This is a genomic window from Streptomyces sp. NPDC014870 (genome assembly GCF_043081505.1).
Classification (GTDB): Bacteria; Actinomycetota; Actinomycetes; order Streptomycetales; family Streptomycetaceae; genus Streptomyces.
The window spans coordinates 1-18,272 of the sequence record NZ_JBIBWQ010000015.1 but is presented as its reverse complement, the minus strand read 5'-3'; the positions used below and the strand labels follow the sequence as shown (position 1 = coordinate 18,272).

Sequence of the window (18,272 nt, the reverse complement as noted above, 5' to 3'; positions counted from 1 at the left end):
CGTTCCCACAGAATTCGGAGGTCCATTCGTGCTGCCCGCAGCGCCGTACGGTACGTCACCGACCGGACACGTCTGGTATCCGGCCACGAGGGTGCAGCAAGGCATCTGGGTCCTGGACCGGGACGAGCTGCTGCGCCCCACGCAACTGGTTCCCACGGTCGTCGAGTTCAGCGGCCCCGTGGACCACGCGGCGCTGGTCACGGCGGTCGGACGGTCCCTCTCCCGGCACCCCTCGCTCCGTGCCCGCTTCCGGCTCGACGTCAAGCGCCGCCAGGTCGAGTACACGACCGAAGGACCGCCCGCCGAGCCCGGCTTCCTCGACGCCGAGGCCGAGGGCTGGACCGAGGAGGAGGTCGACAACCTGGTACGGGCCCTGTGCTCCGCGCCGTTCGACCTCGCGAAGGACGCGCCCGCCCGGGCGGAGGTCGTGCGACTCGGCCCCGAGCGCACCCTCCTCGTCCTCAACGTGCACCACATCATCTTCGACGGGGTCTCCCGCGGGATGCTCCTCGACGACATCGTCGCCCTCTACCGGGCCGTCGCCGACGGGGCCGAACCGCTCCTGAGCACCCCACCGCACCCCGCCTCCGTCGTCGCCGACCGCGACCCGGACGCGATCGCCGAGCAGGTCGCCGAGGTCGTCGACCGGCTGCGCGGCGCACCCGCCGAGGTGCGCCTGCCCTTCACCCGTACCGACCACGACGGCACCGAGGAGTCGCTCCTCGGCGCCACCGTCGCCGACTCCCTCGACCCCGCGACCACCGCGCGGATCATGGAGGTCGCCGCCCGCGAGGGCTGCACGCCCTTCATGGTCGGCGTCGCGCTCCTCGCCGCGACCCTCGCCCGCACCGGGCCCCAGCGGGACTTCCTCATCGCCTTCGCCTGGCCGGGCCGCGACGACCCCGCCACCGCCGAGGTGATCGGGATGTTCATGACCACCGTCGTGCTCCGGGTCACCGTCGACGCCGACGACACCTGGCACGACCTGCTCGGCGGCGTACGGATCGCCGGCATGGAGGCCTTCGTCGACAGCGACGTGCCTCTCGACGCGGTCTCCGCCGCGCTCAACCCCGACCGCAACGCCCTGTGGCCGCCACTGTCGCCGGTCCTGGTCAACCTCGACGAGGCGCCCCGGTCCCTCGACCTGATCCCCGGCACCACCGGCCGGCTGCGCCCGCTCGACCCGATGTTCATCAAGTACGACCTGGCCCTGTTCGTCCGGCTGGAGGACACGCCCGACGGACGGCGGCTCGGGCTGTCCCTCGACTACCCGGTCCACGTGTTCGGCACCGGCGAAGTCCAGGACTTCCTCAACGCTCTGCGGCGCAGCGCCGCGGACCTCGCCACCTTCCCGGAGAATCCCGTGCTCGAAGAGTCCGTACGCCCCCACGCCACCGCCCCGGCCGTCGACCTGGACGACCCGGAGGCCCGCCTCGAACTCGTACGCTCCATCTGGCGCGAGGTCCTGGAGACCGACGAGGTCGCCGACGACGTCAGCTTCTTCGAGTCCGGCGGCGACTCGCTGCTCCTCGTCCTCCTCGTCGAGCGGCTCGGCCAGGTCTCCGGTCGCGAGGTCCGCACCATGGACCTGTTCCGCTCGCCCACCGTCGAGGGCCAGGCCGAGCTGATCGCCGCCGCCGCTGCCCCGGCCGCCGCCCCCGGCGCCGGCGGCGACCGCGCCGCACTCCTCGCCGCCGCCCGCACCCAGTCCACCGGAGCCGCCCGATGACGGCCCGCGCGCTGGCCGCCGAGGTCCTCGACCTCCCGGACGGCCCGGACGCCTTCGGCGACGAGAGCTTCATCGCCCTCGGCGGCGACTCGCTGCGCGCCATGCGCCTCGCCGCCGTCCTGCAGGAGAAGCTCGGACTGCGCGTCGCCATCATGGACCTCCTCGGCGAGGCCCCCCTCGGCCAGGTGCTCGACGGCGCCACGCCCGTCGCGCCCGCCGACCCGGCCCCCGCCGCCCTGCTCACCGGCAGCGCCGAACAGGCCCTCACCCCCGCCCAGCGCGGCATGTGGCTGATCGAGCGGGTCGCCGGCGGCTCCCCCTACAACCTCGTCTTCCACTGCTTCACCGAGGGCGGCCGGCTCGACCGCGACCTGCTCACCAAGGCCATCGCCGCCACCGTCGCCCGCCACGAGGGGCTGCGCACCGTCTTCCGCGAGACCGCCGACGACGTGGTCCAGGAGATCCTGCCCGCGCACACCCCCGAACTCGTCGGGCACACCTACGTCGGCCCGGCCGAGGCCTTCGAGAACCAGGTCCGTCGCGAGGGCGCGGAGCTGGGCCGTGAGCCCTTCGACCTGGCGGCCGCCCCCGCCTACCGGTTCGGTCACTGGGCCCCCGCCGCCGCCGAGGACGAGCGCGGCGCCCTCGTCCTCGCCGCGCACCACATGGTCCTCGACGGCTACGCCGTCGGACACCTGCTGCGCGAGATATTCGAGACGTACGCCGAACTCGCCGTCGAAGCCGACCAGATCGGCGAGGCCGCGCCCCGCGACCCCGGCACCCCGCTGGCCGCGCTCCGCCGCCACCAGGAGGAGGCCCGCGCCCGGGGCGCCTGGGACGAGCAGACCGCGTTCTGGCGCTCCCACCTCGACGGCGTGCCCTCTGTCCTCGAACTCCCCGCCGACCAGCAGCGCCCCGCCGTCCAGGACGGCGCCGGGGACCGCCTCGGCCTCGACCTCGGCCCCGGCGTCACCGAGCGGGTCGCCGCACAGGCGCGCGCCCTCGGCATCACGCCGTACGCCTTCCTGCTCGGCGCCTTCGGCCTCACCCTGGCCCGCCGCACCGGCGCCCGCCGCCTCCTGGTCGGCGTGCCGCTGCTCGGCCGCGGCTCCTCCGAACTCCGCCGGCTCGTCGCCGTCGCGGGCAACCTCGTACCGGTCCGCGTGGACGTGGACGACGACCTCGACGTCGCCGACTACCTGCGCGGAGTGCACCGTTCGCTCGGCGCCGCCATCGACGCCGGCGACCTGCCCTTCGAGGAGCTCGTCGCCCGCCTCGGCGTCGAGCGGAGCCTCGGCTGCCACCCGCTCGTCCAGGTCTGCTTCGGCATGCACGACCAGCTCGTGCCCCGCGAGCTGACCGCGGGACCGCTGCGGGTACGCGTCGAGGAGGGCCACGGCGGCGGCTCCCAGTTCGACCTCACCATGCTCATCGGCCACGCCGACCCGTCGTACGCCGGCCACCTGGAGTACGCGACGAGCGTCTGGCGCCAGGCGGAGGCGGAGGCGTTCCTCGCCGACTTCCGGACCGCGGTCGCCCAGCTCGCCGACGCGCCCGACGCCCGGCTGGAGGACGTCCGGGGCATCTCCGTGGAGGGCCGCGCCCTCCTGGACGAGATCAACGAGAGCGGCCGGGACTTCCCCGTCACCTCCCTCGACGCCCTCTTCCGCGAGGTCGCCGTCCGCGAGCCCGGCGCCGTCGCCGTCCGCGACGCCGCCCACACCCTGACGTACGGGCAGCTGGAGCAGGCCGCGGCCGAACAGGCCCGGCTGCTGCTCGACGCCGGCGTCAGGCCGGGGGACCGGGTCCTCGTCGGGGTGGACCGCTCGGTCGCCGAGGCCGTCGCCGTCCTCGGCGTGGCCTGGGCGGGCGCCGCGTACGTCGGCATCGACCCCACGCTGCCCGACAGCCACCTCACCAAGATCCTGGAGCGGGCGAAGCCGACCGCCGCTCTCACCGGCCCCGTCGACTCCACCGTCGCCGAGCGCTTCGCCGGCCTCGGTGTCCCCGCCGTCGCCACCTGGGAGCCCGACTGGCGGCCGGGCCCGGCCGACGCCGTACCCACCCCGCCCGCCGACCCGGCGCGCCTCGCGTACGTGGCCTTCACCTCCGGCTCCACCGGGCAGCCGAAGGGCGTGTGCGTACCGCACCGGGCCGTCATCCGCCTGGTCCACGAGGCCGGTTACGTCCGCCTGGGCGCGGGCGAGCGGATGCTGCGGCTCTCCCCGCTCTCCTTCGACGCCTCCACCCTGGAGCTGTGGGGCGCCCTGCTCACCGGCGCCTCCCTCGAAGTACACCCGGCGGGGCTCGCCTCGCCGACCGAGCTGGGCGCCTTCCTCCAGGAGCGCGGTGTCACCGTCGCCTGGCTGACCGCAGGACTCTTCCGGCTGGTCGAGGAGTTCGCCCCGGACTCCCTCGGCGGCCTGCGCCAGCTCCTCACCGGCGGCGACGTGGTGCCCCACGAGCACACCGCCCGACTGCTCGCCCGGCACCCCGGCATCGTCCTCACCAACGGCTACGGGCCGACCGAGAACACCACCTTCACCACCACCCACTCGGTGGCCCGCGTGGAGGACGTGGACGGCCCGCTGCCCATCGGCCGCCCGGTCCCCGGCACCCGTGTGTACGTCCTCGACGCCCGGCGCCGCCAGCTCCCGCCCGGCGCGGTCGGCGAGCTGTACACCAGCGGCGCCGGCCTCGCCGACGGCTACCTCGGCGACGAGAAGGAGACCGCCCGCGTCTTCGGGAACCTCTCCCCGGACGTCCCCGAGCGGCTCTACCGCACCGGCGACCTCGTCCGCGTCGACACCAGCGGCCGCGTCCGCTTCCTCGGCCGCGCCGACGACCAGGTCAAACTGCGCGGCTACCGGGTCGAGCTGAGCGCCATCAGCGACGTCCTCGCCGCGCACGACGAGGTCCAGGACGCCGTGGTGATCGTGACCGACGGCGAGGGTGCCGACAAGAGGCTCGTGGCGGCCGTGGTCCTCGCCCCGGGCGCGTCCGTCGACGCGGTCGGCCTGCGCGCCCTGCTCGCCGAGGCCCTGCCCTCCTACATGGTGCCGAACCTGTGGGCCGTCGTGGACCGGCTCCCGGTGACCGCCAACGGCAAGGTCGACCGACGCGCCCTCGCGGCCGTGGCGGGGCCGGCGAAGCGGTCGGCCGCAGCCCCGGCGCCGGTGCCTGTCGCGGAGGAGCTCGTCGCCCCGGCCGGGGTGGACCTGGAGCGCATCGCCGCGCTGTTCGACGGCGTCATCGACGGCGACCCGCTCACCCAGGTCACCGAGGACACCGACTTCTTCATGGTCGGCGGCAACTCCCTCGGCGCCGTACGCCTGATGCGCAAGGTCAAGCAGGAGCTGGGCGCGAACGTACGGCTGCGGGACTTCCTGCTGTCGCCCACGCCCGCCGGGCTCAGTGCCCTCATCGAGAAGGCCGCGGACTGATGACCCGTACCGCGGCACCGGTCCCGGCGCCGTCCCTCGCGGACGGCGTCCGGGCCCCCGAGTGGGACGAGGGCCTCGACTGCTGGGTCGTCGCCGACCCGCGCCTGGCCCAGCAGGTCCTCAACCACCCCGGCTTCGCCTCGGGGACCTTCGAGCGCTCCTTCCAGCTCTACATGACGGACGCGGCCCGCGCCGAGTACCGGGAGCTCACCGAGTTCCTGCGGCTCTGGTTCGTGCAGGCCGACGCCCCCGAACACATGGCGCTGCGGCGCCCGGTGCAGCGCATGCTGTCCGCCTCGTACGTGCGCTCGCTCGCGTCGCGCATCGAGGAGATCACGGACGAGTGCCTGACCGAACTGGCCGCCGCCGACCGCCCGCAGGACCTCGTGCCGGCCGTGGCCGAGGGTATCTCCGGCAAGGTCATGGCACACGTCGTCGGCGTCGACGTGGACCCGCCCGTCCTGCACCGCTGGTCGCGGACCCTGTCGCTGTTCATCGGCGCCATGTACCGCCGCGACCACGCGCTGGCCGCGCACCAGGTGATGGAGGAGATGGCCGAGGCGCTCGCCGGCGCCCGGGCCATGGAGGGCTTCCCCACCGACACGCCGGAGGACCGGGCCAGGACCACCGCGACCTGGGCCATGTGCCTCTTCGGCGGCCTGGAGACCACGGCCTCGCTGCTCGGCTCCACGGTCCTCACCGCCCTCGGCGACCCCGGCCTCTGGGAGACCGTCAAGCGCGACGAGCCGGGCGCGATCACGGACCTCGTCGAGTCGGTTCTCGTCCGCAAGCCGCCGCTGCGGCACCTCGGCCGGGTCGTCGCCTACGACCAGGAGTTCGCCGGGGCACGGCTGAGCGAGGGGGACCTCGTCCTGGTGAGCCTCACCGGCCAGGGGCCGCTCGACGAGGTCGAGCCGGTCGAGCCGGTCGAGTCGGAGAGCGTCCCCCCGGCGGCGGTCTGCCCGGTGACCGGGGCGACGGCGGGGGCGGCCGCGGGGACGGCCGAAACGCATGCCGCGATCCCCGCCGCGCTCGCGGAGGGGGAGCGGAACCTCGTCTTCGGCCATGGCCCGCACTACTGCGTCGGCGCGCCGCTGGCCCGTCTGGAGGCCGCCGTCCTGCTGCGCCGGCTGGCCGCGCGGTTCCCGCACGCCCGGCTGTCCGACGAGGCCGCCGTCTGGGGCCCCAACCTCAGCTACGTCGGTCTCGACCACCTGTACGTCGACCTGGGAGGAGAGGTCTGACATGTCCCTCGAAGACGCCGTCGCCGTCGTCGGCATGGCCTGCCGGCTGCCCGGCGCGCACGATGTCCGCGCCTTCCGCGCCCTGCTCCGCGCGGGCCGGGACGGCATCAGCCGCCCCACCCGCGAGGAGCTGCTCGCGAGCGGTGTGGACCCCGCCTACGCCGGGCGGGAGAACTTCGTACCGGCCATGGGCGTCATCGAGGACTCCCGCCGCTTCGACTGGTCCTTCTTCCGCTACAGCCGGGCGGAGGCGGCGGCGATGGACCCCCAGCAGCGGGTCTTCCTGGAGTGCGCCGCCACCGCCGTCGACGACGCCGGACTCGATCCCGTACGGTTCCGGGGCCGCGTCGGCGTCTACGCGGGCGCCGACCGCTCGGGGCCTGGTCGGAACGACGCCGCACTGGGCGAACTGGCCCGCTACATCGGGCGGGAGAAGGACTTCGTCGCCACCAGGGTGGCGTACAAGCTCGGCCTGCGCGGCCCCGCGATCACCGTGCAGACCGCCTGCTCCACCTCGCTGACCGCCGTCCACCTCGCGGTCGGCGCTCTGCGCGGCGGCGAGTGCGACGCGGCCCTCGCGGGCGGTGTCACCGTGATGCCGGCCGGCGAGTGGGGCTACCTCTTCGAACCCGGCGGGATCCTGGCGCCGGACGGACACTGCCGTCCGTTCGACGCCCGGTCCGCCGGGACCGTGCCCAGTGAGGGCGTGGGCGTGGTCGTGCTCAAGCGGCTCGCCGACGCCCTGCGCGACGGCGACCGGATCGCCGCCGTCATCGCGGGCACCGCCGTCAACAACGACGGCGCGGACAAGATGGCGTACACCGCGCCCTCGGCCGCCGGCCAGAGCGAGGTCGTCCGCGCGGCCCTGGACGCGGCCGGACTCCCCGCCACCGCGATCGGCCACGTGGAGGCGCACGGGACGGCGACCCGGCTCGGCGACCCCATCGAACTGCAGGCGCTCACCGAGGTCTTCGGCCCGGCCCGCCCGACCGGTGCGGCGACCGGCTGGTGCGCGCTCGGCGCCGTGAAGGGCAACATCGGCCACACCGGGGCGGCGGCCGGTGTGACGGGCCTGATCAAGACGGCCCTGATGCTGGAGCACCACGAGATCTACCCGACCGCTCACTACACGACCGCCAACCCGCTTCTGGAGCTGGAGCGTTCACCGTTCCGCGTGACCGAGTCCCTCCGTACGTGGGAGCTGGGCGCGGGCCAGGAGCGGCGGGCCGGAGCGGTGAGTTCGTTCGGCGTCGGCGGCACCAACGCGCACGCGGTGCTGATCGAGGCGCCGACGGTCGCGACGTCCCGCCGGCGCGCCGGGGGGCGCGTCGGCGGACCGCGGCTCCTCCCGCTGTCCGGGTACAGCCCGGCCTCGCTGGCTCGCCTGGACGAGGCCCTGGCGGATCGCCTCGAGGCCGAGGAGACGGGGGAGGCCGAGGGGGCCGACACCGACGCGTCCTCGCCGCTCGAACTCGACGCGGTGGCACGGACCTTGTCCGGGCGTCGCGTCCACAAGCACCGTCAGGCCGTGGTCGTCCGCGACCGTGCCCACGCGGCCGACGCCCTGCGCACGGCGAGCGCGGCCGCGGCCGAACGGCCGAGCACTCCGGGCCGGTTGGGCAAGGTGGCCTTCCTCTTCCCGGGGCAGGGCACCCTCAAGAGCGCCGTGGGCGACGCCGCGTACCGGCTGCTGCCGGAGTTCCGCGCGGCCTTCGACGAGATCCGCAAGATCGCCTCCGACGACTGCGGGGTGGACCTGGATCCCGTGGTCGTCCCGGTCGAGGAGAGCGCGGCGACCGAGTCGCCCGACTCCGACGACTGGTACGCGGACACCGTCCACCAGCAACTCGGGCTCTTCGCGCTGGGCTTCGCCTACGGGCGGCAGCTGGCCGCGTGGGGCGTCACTCCGCACGCCATGCTCGGCAACAGCATCGGCGAGTACGCAGCCGCCGCGCTCGCCGAGGTGTGGAGCCTGCCCGACGCCGTCGGCCTGGTCCACCGGCGCGCGGTGGCCATGCGCGACGCCGACCCCGGCCGGATGGCCGTGGTCGAGGCGGCCCCCGCCGAGGTCGAGGCCCGGCTGCCCGCGGACTGCGGTGTCACCGTCGCCGTACGAGGAAACGGTTCGGCGGTCCTCTCGGGCCCCGAAGCCGCCATGGACCTCCTTCTCTCGGGGGACGCGCTGACCGGACTGCGCGTCACCCCCGTCCACACCCGGCGGGCCTTCCACTCGCCGGCCATGAACTCGGCAGCCGAGGCGGTGCGGGACCATCTGTCGTCGATGCCCGCCCGCCCGCCACGGCTGCCGTACATCTCCAACACCACGGGCGACTGGGCCGATCCCGAGTCCGTGGTCACCCCCGGCCACTGGGCCGCCCATCTGCGCGAGCCGGTCCGGCTCGACTCCGGCACCGCGACCCTGCTCGCCGCCGGCTGCACGACGTACCTGGAGCTGGGCCCCGGCGGCTCCATGACCGGCTCGCTGCGGGTCGCGCCGGGCTGGAACCCGCGCCACCGGACCGTACGGCTCGCCCCGGGCGGCCGGGTCGAGCCCGAGTCCGGGCTGCTCGACGCGCTCGGCGCGCTCTGGGAACTCGGCGTGGACGGCGCCCTCGACACGGTCCTGGAGACCCGGTACGCCGACCCCGAGGACCGGCCCCTGCGATGCTCGCTGCCCGCCCACCCGTTCCTGGGGGAGGACCCGGATCCGGTACGAGAGGCTCCGGCGGCGAGGCCCGCGGGGGTCGTGAGGCCCGCGGAGACCGTGAGGCCCGAGGTGGCCGTGAAGGCCGCCGTGGCCGTGGGGTCCCCGCGCCGGGCCCTCGAAGAGATCTGGCGCCAGACCCTCGGCGTTCCGGCGGTCGCGGACGGGGACGACTTCTTCGTCCTCGGCGGCGAGTCGCTGCTCGCCCTCGCCCTGACCACCGCCGTTCGCGAGCGGCTCGGCGCGGAGGTCTCCGTCACCGAGTTCGCCCTGAAGGGCACCTTCGCCGGGCTGCTCGAACTCGTCGAGCGACGGCTGCCCGGCCAAAGCGATCCGGGTACCGCGCTGCCCCCCGGCGTGGCCACCCTCCGCGAAGGCGCCGGCCGCCCGTTCTTCCTCGTCGCGGACGCCCTCGGAAACGCCCTGCCCTACCGGGAGTTGGCCGCACGGCTCGCCCCGCACGGCGACCGCCCGGTTCTCGCCCTGGAACGGTCCGCGGCACGGCCCGGAACGATCAGGGCCCTCGCCGCCGCGCACGCCCGCACCCTGCTGCGGGCCCAGCCGACGGGGCCGTACACCCTCGGCGGCTGGTCCTTCGGCGCCGTCGTCGCGCAGGAGACGGCCCGGCTGCTCATCGGTCACGGGCGGGAGGTGGACCTCCTGGTCTCCCTCGACGGCTACGTCCCCGACACCCGTCCGCTCCCCGTCGCCGCCGCCCCCGACTTCCTGCTCGGCGGGGTTCGGGCCGGCCTCGACACCCTGCTCCGCGTCGGCCCGACGGCCGGAGCGCTGCGCCGCGACCCCGAGGCGCGCCGCCGGTTCCTGGCCGGTCAGGCCGCCGTACTGGCCCACCGGCCCGGCCCGGTGGACTGCCCGGCCGTGCTCTTCAAGGCGGACGCGGACCCGCGGGCGGCCGCCCGGCTCGCGCGCCGCCTGGCAGGTCTGTACCCGGCGGGGCTGCGCGTGGTCCCGGTCGCGGGCGACCACTGGTCGATGCTGCGGCCCCCGTACGTCGACGAGCTCGCCGCCCGCCTCGACGAAGCACTGACAGAGGAATCCAAGGAGAGGAAGGACTCATGACGGTCTCGCAGACACCGCCCGACAGCGCTGCGGACGAGGCGACGGCCCCGGACGAGCCGAAGGGCCCGGACGAGGCGACGGCCCCGGAAGAGGCGAAGGACGGAGGGGAGAACCGGAAGAAGGAGCCCGCCGAGAAGCCGCTCCTGAAGAACCGCGACTTCCAGGCGCTGTGGACCAGCGAGGCGTTCGCCGCGCTCGCCAAGGAGACCGCGGAGGTGGCGTACCCGCTGCTCATCCTCGCCTCCTCCGGTTCCGCCTTCTACGCGGGCGCGGTCGGCTCGGCGCAGCTCATCACCGCCAGTCTGATGTCCATCCCCGGCGGCACGCTCGCCGACCGGGTGGACCGCCGGCTGCTGATGATCATCTGCAACCTGGTCCGGGTCGTCCTGCTCGGCGTCTTCAGCCTGCTGATCTTCGCCGACCAGACCCACCCCGTCCTGGTCTTCGCCGTCGCGGTCGGCTCGGCCGCCTGCCTGGGCATCTCCAACCCCACCGGGCTCGCCGCCATCAAGCAGCTCGTCCCACCCTCCCAGCTCACCCAGGCCACCGCCCAGAACCAGGTCCGCTACTTCGCGGCGACCATGGGCGGCCCGCCGGTCGGCGGCGCGCTGTTCGGCGTGGCGCGCGCGTTCCCGTTCCTGAGCGCCTCGATCGGCTTCCTCGTCTCCACGGTCCTGCTGCTCTTCATCCGCAAGCCGATGAAGGTGGAGCAGATCACCCCGGGGGAGAAGCGCAACACCGCCGAGGGCTTCAGGATCCTGGGCAACCAGCCGGTCCTGCGGCTGCTGATCGTCTGGATCATGGGCTCGAACATGGCGTTCACCCACTCCGGCGTCTTCCTCGCCCTGATCGCCACCGCCGAGAGCCGGGGCGCCTCCGCGAGCTTCACCGGCATGCTGCTGTCCATCGCCGGCATCGGCGGCCTGGTCGGCTCGCTCGTCGCGGGACCGGTCATCAAGAGGGTCGCCCCGGCCAAGCTCTTCCTGGCCGCCGCCTGGATCGGCCCGGTCGCCGCGATCCTGCTCGCGAACGTCTCCGGGCTCGTCCCGCTCGGCATCATCGTCGCCTGCGTGTTCCTGCGCGGCCCCATCACCAGCGCGCTGTTCCTCGCCTACCTCGCGGCGATGGTGCCCGACAAGGCGCAGGGCCGGGTCCTGGGCGCGGTGATGTTCATGTCGATGATCGCCGCCCCGGTCGGTGTCTTCGCCATCGGCACCGTCTTCGAGGCGGCCGGCCCGGTCTGGGTGTTCACCGTCATGGCCGTCGTCTCCGGCCTGGCCGCGCTGCCCACGCTCAGCCCGCGCATCCGCAACCTGGCGCCCCCGGAGGCGTACGCGGACACCGCCACGGCCGACGCGGCACCGGTCGCCGACGCCACCACTTCTGAGAGCGACCGCTCCGGCAAGGAAGGAGAAGCCCGATGACCACCGAGCTGCCCCGCACCACGGACCAGCTGCCCCCCGCGTTCTTCACCGCGCCCGAGGGCAACGACCTCCATACCCCCAACGCCAAGCTGCGTGCCACCGGTTGCCCGGTCCACGCGATCAACTACCCGGTGGGCGGCGAGGGTTACGTCGTCGCCGACTACGAGACCACGCTCAAGGCCTTCAGCGACCCGCGGCTGTCGAAGCAGATCGACAACGCCCCCGCCTGGTTCCGTGACCTCGTCAAGGACGCCAGTCCCGTCCTCATCCGCAACATGCTCACCGCCGACCCGCCGGAGCACACCCGGCTGCGCAAGCTCGTCAGCCGCGCCTTCGTACCGCGCCGGATGGAGCTGCTCCGCCCGCGCATCCAGGAGATCACCGACGAGCTCATCGACGCCCTGCCCGAGCACGGCGAGGCGAACCTGATGGAGTTCGCCTTCTCCCTGCCGATGCGCGTCATCTGCGAGTTCCTCGGCGTCCCGGTCGACGACCGCCCGCAGCTGCACAGCTGGGGCAACTGGCTGAGCGGCGCCCCGTACCCGGACGCCGAGTCCAACGAGAAGCTCAAGGACGCCAGCGAGAACATCGAGCGCTATCTGCTCGACCTGCTCGCCGACCGGCGCACCGACCTCGGCGACGACCTGGTCAGCATCCTGCTCCGGGCCGCCGACGAGGAGGGCCGCTTCACCAACGACGAGCTGGTCTCCACCCTCGTCCTGCTGATCATCGCCGGACACAAGACCACCGCCAACCTCATCGGCAACGGCGTGCAGGCCCTGCTCACCCACCCCGACCAGCTCGAACTGCTCCGCTCCCGGCCCGACCTGGCCGGCTCGGCGGTCGAGGAGTTCCTGCGCTTCGAGTCGCCCGTCTACCGGGGCACCCTGCGGGTCGCCGCCGAGGACATGGAGATCGGCGGCTGCCCGATCCCCAAGGAGGCCTTCGTCCACCTCCTCATGGGCTCCGCCAACCGCGACCCCGAGGCGTTCGACGACCCGGACCGGCTCGACATCACCCGCACCGCCAACCGCCACCTGGCCTTCGGCCAGGGCCCGCACTTCTGCGTCGGCGCGCCGCTCTCCCGGGTCGAGGGCCAGATAGCGTTCACGACCCTGCTGCGCCGCCTCCCCGGCCTGCGCCTGGCCGTGCCCGCAGAGGAGCTGGAGTGGCTCTTCGACAACTCCACCAGCCGTGGTCTGGTCAAGCTCCCGATCACCTACGACATCCGCCTGCCGGCCGACGCACCCGAGCCCGAGCCCGCGGCCGCCGAGCCGACCGCCACCGCCGAGCCGACCGCCGCCGCGGCCGCCGAGCCGACCGCCGCCGCCGACCAGACCGGGGAACACTGACATGTCATCCGACCGCATCACCCTCGTCTGCCTGCCCTTCGCCGGCGCCGGAGCCTCCTTCTACCGCCCGTGGCAGCGCCACGCCGAGCCGCTCGGCCTCGACGTCCTGCCGCTGCAGCTCCCCGGCCGCGAACGCCTCATCGACGAGGAGCCGTTCCGCGACGCGCACGCCGCCGCCGACGCCCTCCACGCCGACCTCCTGACGGCCCTCGCGGCCCTGCCCGGCGAGGCCGCCCCGCGCCGGGTCGCGCTCTACGGCCACAGCCTCGGCGCGGTCCTCGCGTACGAGCTGGCCCGGCGCCTGGCGACCACCCCGGACGTCCACCTCGTACGGCTCTTCGCCAGCGGCTCCCCGCACCCGGCCGAACCGCGTGCCGCCCGCGCGACGGGTCTCGACGACGACGCGTTCCTCGCGCGCGTCAACGAGTTCGCCGGTTACGCGGACGAGGCCCTGGACGACCCGGAACTGCGCGAGCTGGTCCTGCCCACGCTCCGCGCCGACGTGGAGATGCACGAGTCCTACGTACCCGCCGACGCCCGGACCCTGTCGGTCCCGGTCACCACCCTGCGCGGTACGACCGACACCCTCGTGCGCCGCGCCGAGGCCGAGGCCTGGGACCGCACCACGGACCGCGGCCACCGCCACGTCGAGCTGGACGGCGGCCACATGTACCTCACCGAGTCGGCGCCGGAGCTGCTCCGGATCGTCGCCGAGGAGCTGGCGGCCTCGGCCGAGGAGGCGGAACTGTGCGTCTGACCGGCAAGACCGTCCTCGTCACCGGCGCCGCGCGGGGCCTGGGCCGGGCCACCGCCGTCGCCTGCGCCGCCGAGGGCGCCGACCTCGCGCTGCTCGACCTCTGCGAGGACCTCGACGGCGTCCCGTACCCGCTGGGCACCCGCGGCCAGCTGGAACACACCGCCGCCCTCTGCCGCAAGAACGGCGCCGCCGTGCTCACCGCGGCCTGCGACGTCCGCGACCTGTCCTCCGTGGAGGCCGCCGTGGCCCTCGCCGAGGACCGCTTCGGCCGCATCGACGCCGCCGTCAACAACGCGGGAATCGCCGCCCCTTCGGGTCGGCCGGCGCACGAGATCGGCGAGGACGAGTGGGCGCTGATGATCGACGTCGACCTGTCCGGCGCCTGGCGGGTGATCCGTACCGTCGCCGGGGCGATGAGCGCCCGCCGCTCCGGCTCCATCGTCAACATCTCCTCGACGGCCGGCCTGGTCGGCTACCGGCACTTCGCCGGTTACGTCGCCGCCAAGCACGGCCTCATCGGACTGACGAAGGCCGCGGCGCTCGACTACGCGCCCACCAAGGTCCGGGTCAACGCCGTCTGTCCCGGTTCGGTGCGCGACGACTCGACCGCCGAGGGCCGGATGCTCGCGGAGATCGCCCGCGCCCTCGAGGTGGAGGTGGGCGAGCACGAGCAGACGTTCACCGAGGCGCAGCCGATGAACGCCCTCATCGAGCCCGAGGACGTGGCCGCCGCCGTCGTCTATCTCGTCTCGGACGACGCCCGGCAGGTGACCGGCTCCGTCGTGACCGTGGACGGCGGCTTCACCGCGCGCTGACCGGCGCGGGACCAGCAGTTGTGACCGTTGTGAGAGTTGAGAGGGAGGACACCCCATGGTGGGTGAGCGTTGCCACGCCCTACGCGTCCGGCTGAGCAGTCGGGTGACCGCCGCCGAGCTGACCGCCCGCCTGGGCGCGGCGGGCCCCTGGCGGCTGTGGGTGGAGGACGTCGCCGCCGGTGCCGGCGAGCCCGTGGCCCTGCGCCGCCGGCAGACCGAGCTGAACCGGCCGACCCCGGCCGTTCGGTGCGTGCTGCTGCGCCACGGGGACGGCGTCGAGGACCTGATCCTCGTCGCCGACCGCTCGGTGCTCGACCGGAACGACCTCACCCGCCTGGCCGCCGTCCTCGTCGACGGGGCAGCGTGCGAGGGGGTCACGGCGGGCGGTTCCGGGGCCGCCGCCCCCCGGGCCGTCGCCACCGGGCCCGCCCCCGACTGGGGCGGCGGCACGAGCGGCACCACCGCCTGGGCGACCGGTTCCCTCGACCTGCCGGCCGAGGCGGACCCGGCCGCGCTGCGCGCCGCCCTCGCCCTCACCCTGCACCGGTACGAGGGCCACGGCGCCACCGGCGACATCACGCTCGCCACCGATCGGCGCGGATCCCTCGCCCACACCGTCCCGGCGGACGCCACGCTCGCCTCGCTGCACGCTGCCGTACCGTCGCCCACGGACCGCCCGGTCACCGTCGGCCTGCTCGAACCGGCCCTCGGGGAAGGGCCGTTCCCGTACACGGGGGAGTACCTGCCCTGCCTGGCACCACCGTTCCCGCTCACGGTCACCGTGCTGCAGGGCACGGTCGAGGGCGGGGACGCGGGCGAGGGCGGCCCGCGACTCTGGGCCGCGTACCGGCGCAGTCACTTCTCTCCGGAGACGGTCGACGCATTCCTGCGGCATCTCGCCCACGTCCTGAGCCAGTTCGGTGAGACACCGGACCTGCGCGCCGACGACGCCGAACTCCTGGACGCCGTCGAGCGCGAGCGGGTCGCCGCCCTCGGCCGGCCGGACGCCGTCCTGACCGGCGCGCCCGAGCGGCTCACCGACGCCCTCGCGCGGGTCGTCGCCGAGCGCCCGGACGCCCCGGCGGTCGGCGACGGCACGACGACCCTCACCTACCGCGAACTCGACCGCCTGGCCGACCGCCTGGCCCGTGGCCTCGTGGCCCGCGGGGTCGCGCCCGGCGACCGGGTCGGCATCTGCCTGGAGCGCACCCACGAGATCGTCGCCGCCATGCTCGGCGTCCTCAAGGCGGGCGCGGCCTACGTCCCCACCGACCCGGCGTACCCGGCCGACCGCCTCGCCCACACCGCGCAGGACGCGGGCCTCGAGCTGGTGATCACCCGGCACACCGAGTACCCGGCCGGCGCGGGCACGCCCGTCACCCCCGACGACCTCCTGGTGGCCGACTCCGTCGACTCCGCCTCACTCCCCGGCGCCGGCGGCCCGGACGACCCCGCGTACGTCATCTACACCTCGGGTTCCACCGGCCGCCCCAAGGGCGTCGTCGTCCCGCACCGCAACGTCGGCGCGCTCGTCGACGCGACCCGCGAGGAGTACGGCCTCGGCCCGGACGACGTGTGGACGTTCTTCCATTCCGGCGCCTTCGACTTCTCCGTCTGGGAGATCTGGGGCTGCCTGCTGACCGGCGGCCGGCTCGTGGTCGTCCCGTACGTCGTCTCCCGCGAACCCGAGGAGTTCCGCGACCTGCTGGAGCGCGAGGGCGTCACCGTCCTCAGCCAGACGCCCTCCGCCTTCTCCCAGCTCCTGGAGACCGACCACGCCGCCCTCGCCGTACGCCTGGTCGTCTTCGGCGGCGAGCCGCTCGACGCCCGCATGCTGCTGCGCTGGTTCGACCGGCACCCCGAGGACGAGTGCCGCATGGTCAACATGTTCGGCATCACCGAGACCACCGTGCACGTCACCGCGCAGACGCTCACCCGCGAACTGGCCCTCGCGGGTTCGAAGTCCGTCGGCCCGGCGCTGCCCGGCTGGCACCTGTACGTGACCGACGTGCGCGGCCGGCTCGTCCCGCCCGGCGTCACCGGTGAGATCCGTGTCGGCGGCGCGGGCGTGGCCCTCGGCTACCTCGGGCAGCCCGAACTCACGGCCGCCCGCTTCACCGCCGACCCGTACGCGGAGGGCCGCCAGTACCACAGCGGCGACCTCGGCCGGCTGCGCCCCGACGGCACCCTCGAACACCTGGGCCGCATCGACAGCCAGGTGAAGATCCGGGGCTTCCGCATCGAGCTGGACGAGATCCGGTCCGTGCTCCTGGAGGACCCCGACGTCCGCGCGGCGGCCGTGGTGGTGCGCCGCGACGACCCGGCCGACCCGGCGACCGCGCGCCTCGACGCCTACGTCGTCCCGGCGGACCTCGACCCCGTAGGGGTACGCAAGCGGGCCGCGACCGTCCTGCCCGCGTACATGCTCCCGGCGACCGTCACGCCGCTCGACTCCCTGCCGCTGACCACCAACGGGAAGCTGGACACCGCCCGGCTGCCGGAGCCGACCCGGACGGCGACGCCCCCGCCGGTCGCCGCGGCGGCGGGCGAGCGCGTGGGCGCGGGCGACGGTGCGGCCGAGAGCGAGGACAAGGCGGCGGTGCTCCAGGAGGTCTGGTCGGCGATGCTGGGGACGCCGGTCGGCCTCGACGACGACTTCTTCGAGCTCGGCGGCAACTCCCTGCTCGCGGTGCGCATCAGCGCCGCCCTGAGGGCTCGCGGTCTGCCCGCCGTACCGCTGCGGGACCTGTTCCGCACGCCCACGATCCGCGAACTCGCCGGGGCGGGCGGCGTCGATGGCTGAGAGCCTTCGGACGGTCGAGGCCTTCGGCGCCTCCCGCGCCGCCTTCCCCACCCTCCATGTTCCGGAGAGCGCCCTTCCGGAGCCGGGCCGACCGCCGAAGGGCGGCGAGGTCGCCCTGTGGTGGCTGGACACGGACCGGGAGATCGTCGGCGGCCACCCGGTGGCGGCCGAGGGGACGCCCCTCAGCCCGGAGGAACGGGAGCGGTCCGCCCGTCTGCGCCGTCCCGGTGACCGGCACCGCTACCGGGCCGCCCACATCGGGCTGCGGCTCGTCCTCGGCGGGTACACGGGGCTCGCCCCCGAGGCCCTCGGCCTGGTCCGCGAGGACTGCCCGTGCTGCGGCGCGCCGCACGGGCGGCCCGCACTGGCCGGCGGTGGACCGCACTTCTCGCTCTCGCACAGCGACGGGCTCGCCCTGATCGCCGTCTCGGGGGTGAAGGTGGGCGCCGACGTCGAGGGCGTCCCGCGCCCGGCCATCACCGACGAACTCCTGCCGTCTCTCCACCCGCGCGAGCAGAGCGCCCTGCGCGCACTCCCGGACGCGGCCCGTCCCGAGGCCCTCGCCCGGGTGTGGACCCGTAAGGAGGCGTACCTGAAGGCGACCGGGGTCGGCCTCGCGTACGGCGTCGCCGACCCCTACGTGGGCGTGTCCGAGACCGCCGCCGAGCTGGCCGACTTCGCCGTGCACGACGTGCCGACGCCCCTGCCCTCGTACGCGGCGGCCATCGCCCTCGCCACGGCTTCCCCTCTTCTTCCCTAAGGACAACCCATGACGGACACCGGTACGTTGAGCGAGCGGGCCGCGACCCGCAAAGAGGTGCACCAGCTCGATCGGGTGATCATTCGGTTCGCCGGTGACTCCGGTGACGGTATGCAGTTGACGGGTGACAGGTTCACCTCGGAGACGGCGTCGTTCGGGAA

General features: G+C 74.5%; 10 protein-coding genes. All 10 read left to right on the top strand.

Annotated features, from left to right (window positions below; all coding sequences use genetic code 11):
- The first annotated feature begins 28 nt into the window (after positions 1-28).
- The 10 genes from ACF09C_RS34870 to ACF09C_RS34825 are packed head-to-tail and all read left to right on the top strand — an operon-like array spanning position 29 to position 18,111.
- A complete protein-coding gene (locus ACF09C_RS34870) occupies positions 29-1,729 on the top strand; it encodes a condensation domain-containing protein (protein ID WP_392097374.1) in 1,701 nt (566 codons plus the stop codon).
- Positions 1,726-5,172, top strand: a complete 3,447-nt coding sequence (locus tag ACF09C_RS34865; protein WP_392097372.1) for an amino acid adenylation domain-containing protein — start codon at positions 1,726-1,728, stop codon at positions 5,170-5,172. The genes ACF09C_RS34870 and ACF09C_RS34865 overlap by 4 nt, the downstream gene beginning before the upstream one ends.
- Positions 5,172-6,416, top strand: coding sequence for a cytochrome P450 (locus ACF09C_RS34860; RefSeq protein ID WP_392097370.1), 1,245 nt, complete (start codon positions 5,172-5,174; stop codon positions 6,414-6,416). The genes ACF09C_RS34865 and ACF09C_RS34860 overlap by 1 nt, the downstream gene beginning before the upstream one ends.
- 1 nt (position 6,417) lies before the next feature.
- On the top strand, positions 6,418-10,200 hold the full coding sequence (locus ACF09C_RS34855; RefSeq protein ID WP_392097368.1) for a type I polyketide synthase: 3,783 nt from the start codon (positions 6,418-6,420) through the stop codon (positions 10,198-10,200).
- Entirely contained in the window at positions 10,197-11,624 is a 1,428-nt protein-coding gene (locus tag ACF09C_RS34850; protein ID WP_392097367.1) for an MFS transporter, read from the top strand. Before ACF09C_RS34855 ends, ACF09C_RS34850 begins: the two co-directional genes overlap by 4 nt.
- Positions 11,621-12,976 (top strand): cytochrome P450, encoded by a 1,356-nt coding sequence (locus tag ACF09C_RS34845; protein WP_392097366.1) that lies wholly within the window; start codon positions 11,621-11,623, stop codon positions 12,974-12,976. The genes ACF09C_RS34850 and ACF09C_RS34845 overlap by 4 nt, the downstream gene beginning before the upstream one ends.
- A gap of 1 nt (position 12,977) precedes the next feature.
- Positions 12,978-13,733 (top strand): thioesterase II family protein, encoded by a 756-nt coding sequence (locus ACF09C_RS34840; RefSeq protein ID WP_392097364.1) that lies wholly within the window; start codon positions 12,978-12,980, stop codon positions 13,731-13,733.
- Positions 13,724-14,548: an SDR family oxidoreductase gene (locus ACF09C_RS34835; RefSeq protein WP_362414423.1), complete on the top strand. Its 825-nt coding sequence runs from the start codon at positions 13,724-13,726 to the stop codon at positions 14,546-14,548. Before ACF09C_RS34840 ends, ACF09C_RS34835 begins: the two co-directional genes overlap by 10 nt.
- A gap of 55 nt (positions 14,549-14,603) precedes the next feature.
- Positions 14,604-17,351: an amino acid adenylation domain-containing protein gene (locus tag ACF09C_RS34830; protein WP_392097363.1), complete on the top strand. Its 2,748-nt coding sequence runs from the start codon at positions 14,604-14,606 to the stop codon at positions 17,349-17,351.
- Positions 17,344-18,111 (top strand): 4'-phosphopantetheinyl transferase family protein, encoded by a 768-nt coding sequence (locus ACF09C_RS34825; RefSeq protein ID WP_392097361.1) that lies wholly within the window; start codon positions 17,344-17,346, stop codon positions 18,109-18,111. The genes ACF09C_RS34830 and ACF09C_RS34825 overlap by 8 nt, the downstream gene beginning before the upstream one ends.
- Positions 18,112-18,272: the final 161 nt, after the last annotated feature.

Coding starts and splice junctions, on each gene's coding strand:
- ACF09C_RS34825 (WP_392097361.1), top strand. CDS start 17,344: ATGGCTGAGAGCCTTCGGACGGTCGAGGCCTTCGGCGCCTCCCGCGCC.
- ACF09C_RS34830 (WP_392097363.1), top strand. CDS start 14,604: ATGGTGGGTGAGCGTTGCCACGCCCTACGCGTCCGGCTGAGCAGTCGG.
- ACF09C_RS34840 (WP_392097364.1), top strand. CDS start 12,978: ATGTCATCCGACCGCATCACCCTCGTCTGCCTGCCCTTCGCCGGCGCC.
- ACF09C_RS34860 (WP_392097370.1), top strand. CDS start 5,172: ATGACCCGTACCGCGGCACCGGTCCCGGCGCCGTCCCTCGCGGACGGC.
- ACF09C_RS34845 (WP_392097366.1), top strand. CDS start 11,621: ATGACCACCGAGCTGCCCCGCACCACGGACCAGCTGCCCCCCGCGTTC.
- ACF09C_RS34850 (WP_392097367.1), top strand. CDS start 10,197: ATGACGGTCTCGCAGACACCGCCCGACAGCGCTGCGGACGAGGCGACG.
- ACF09C_RS34855 (WP_392097368.1), top strand. CDS start 6,418: ATGTCCCTCGAAGACGCCGTCGCCGTCGTCGGCATGGCCTGCCGGCTG.
- ACF09C_RS34865 (WP_392097372.1), top strand. CDS start 1,726: ATGACGGCCCGCGCGCTGGCCGCCGAGGTCCTCGACCTCCCGGACGGC.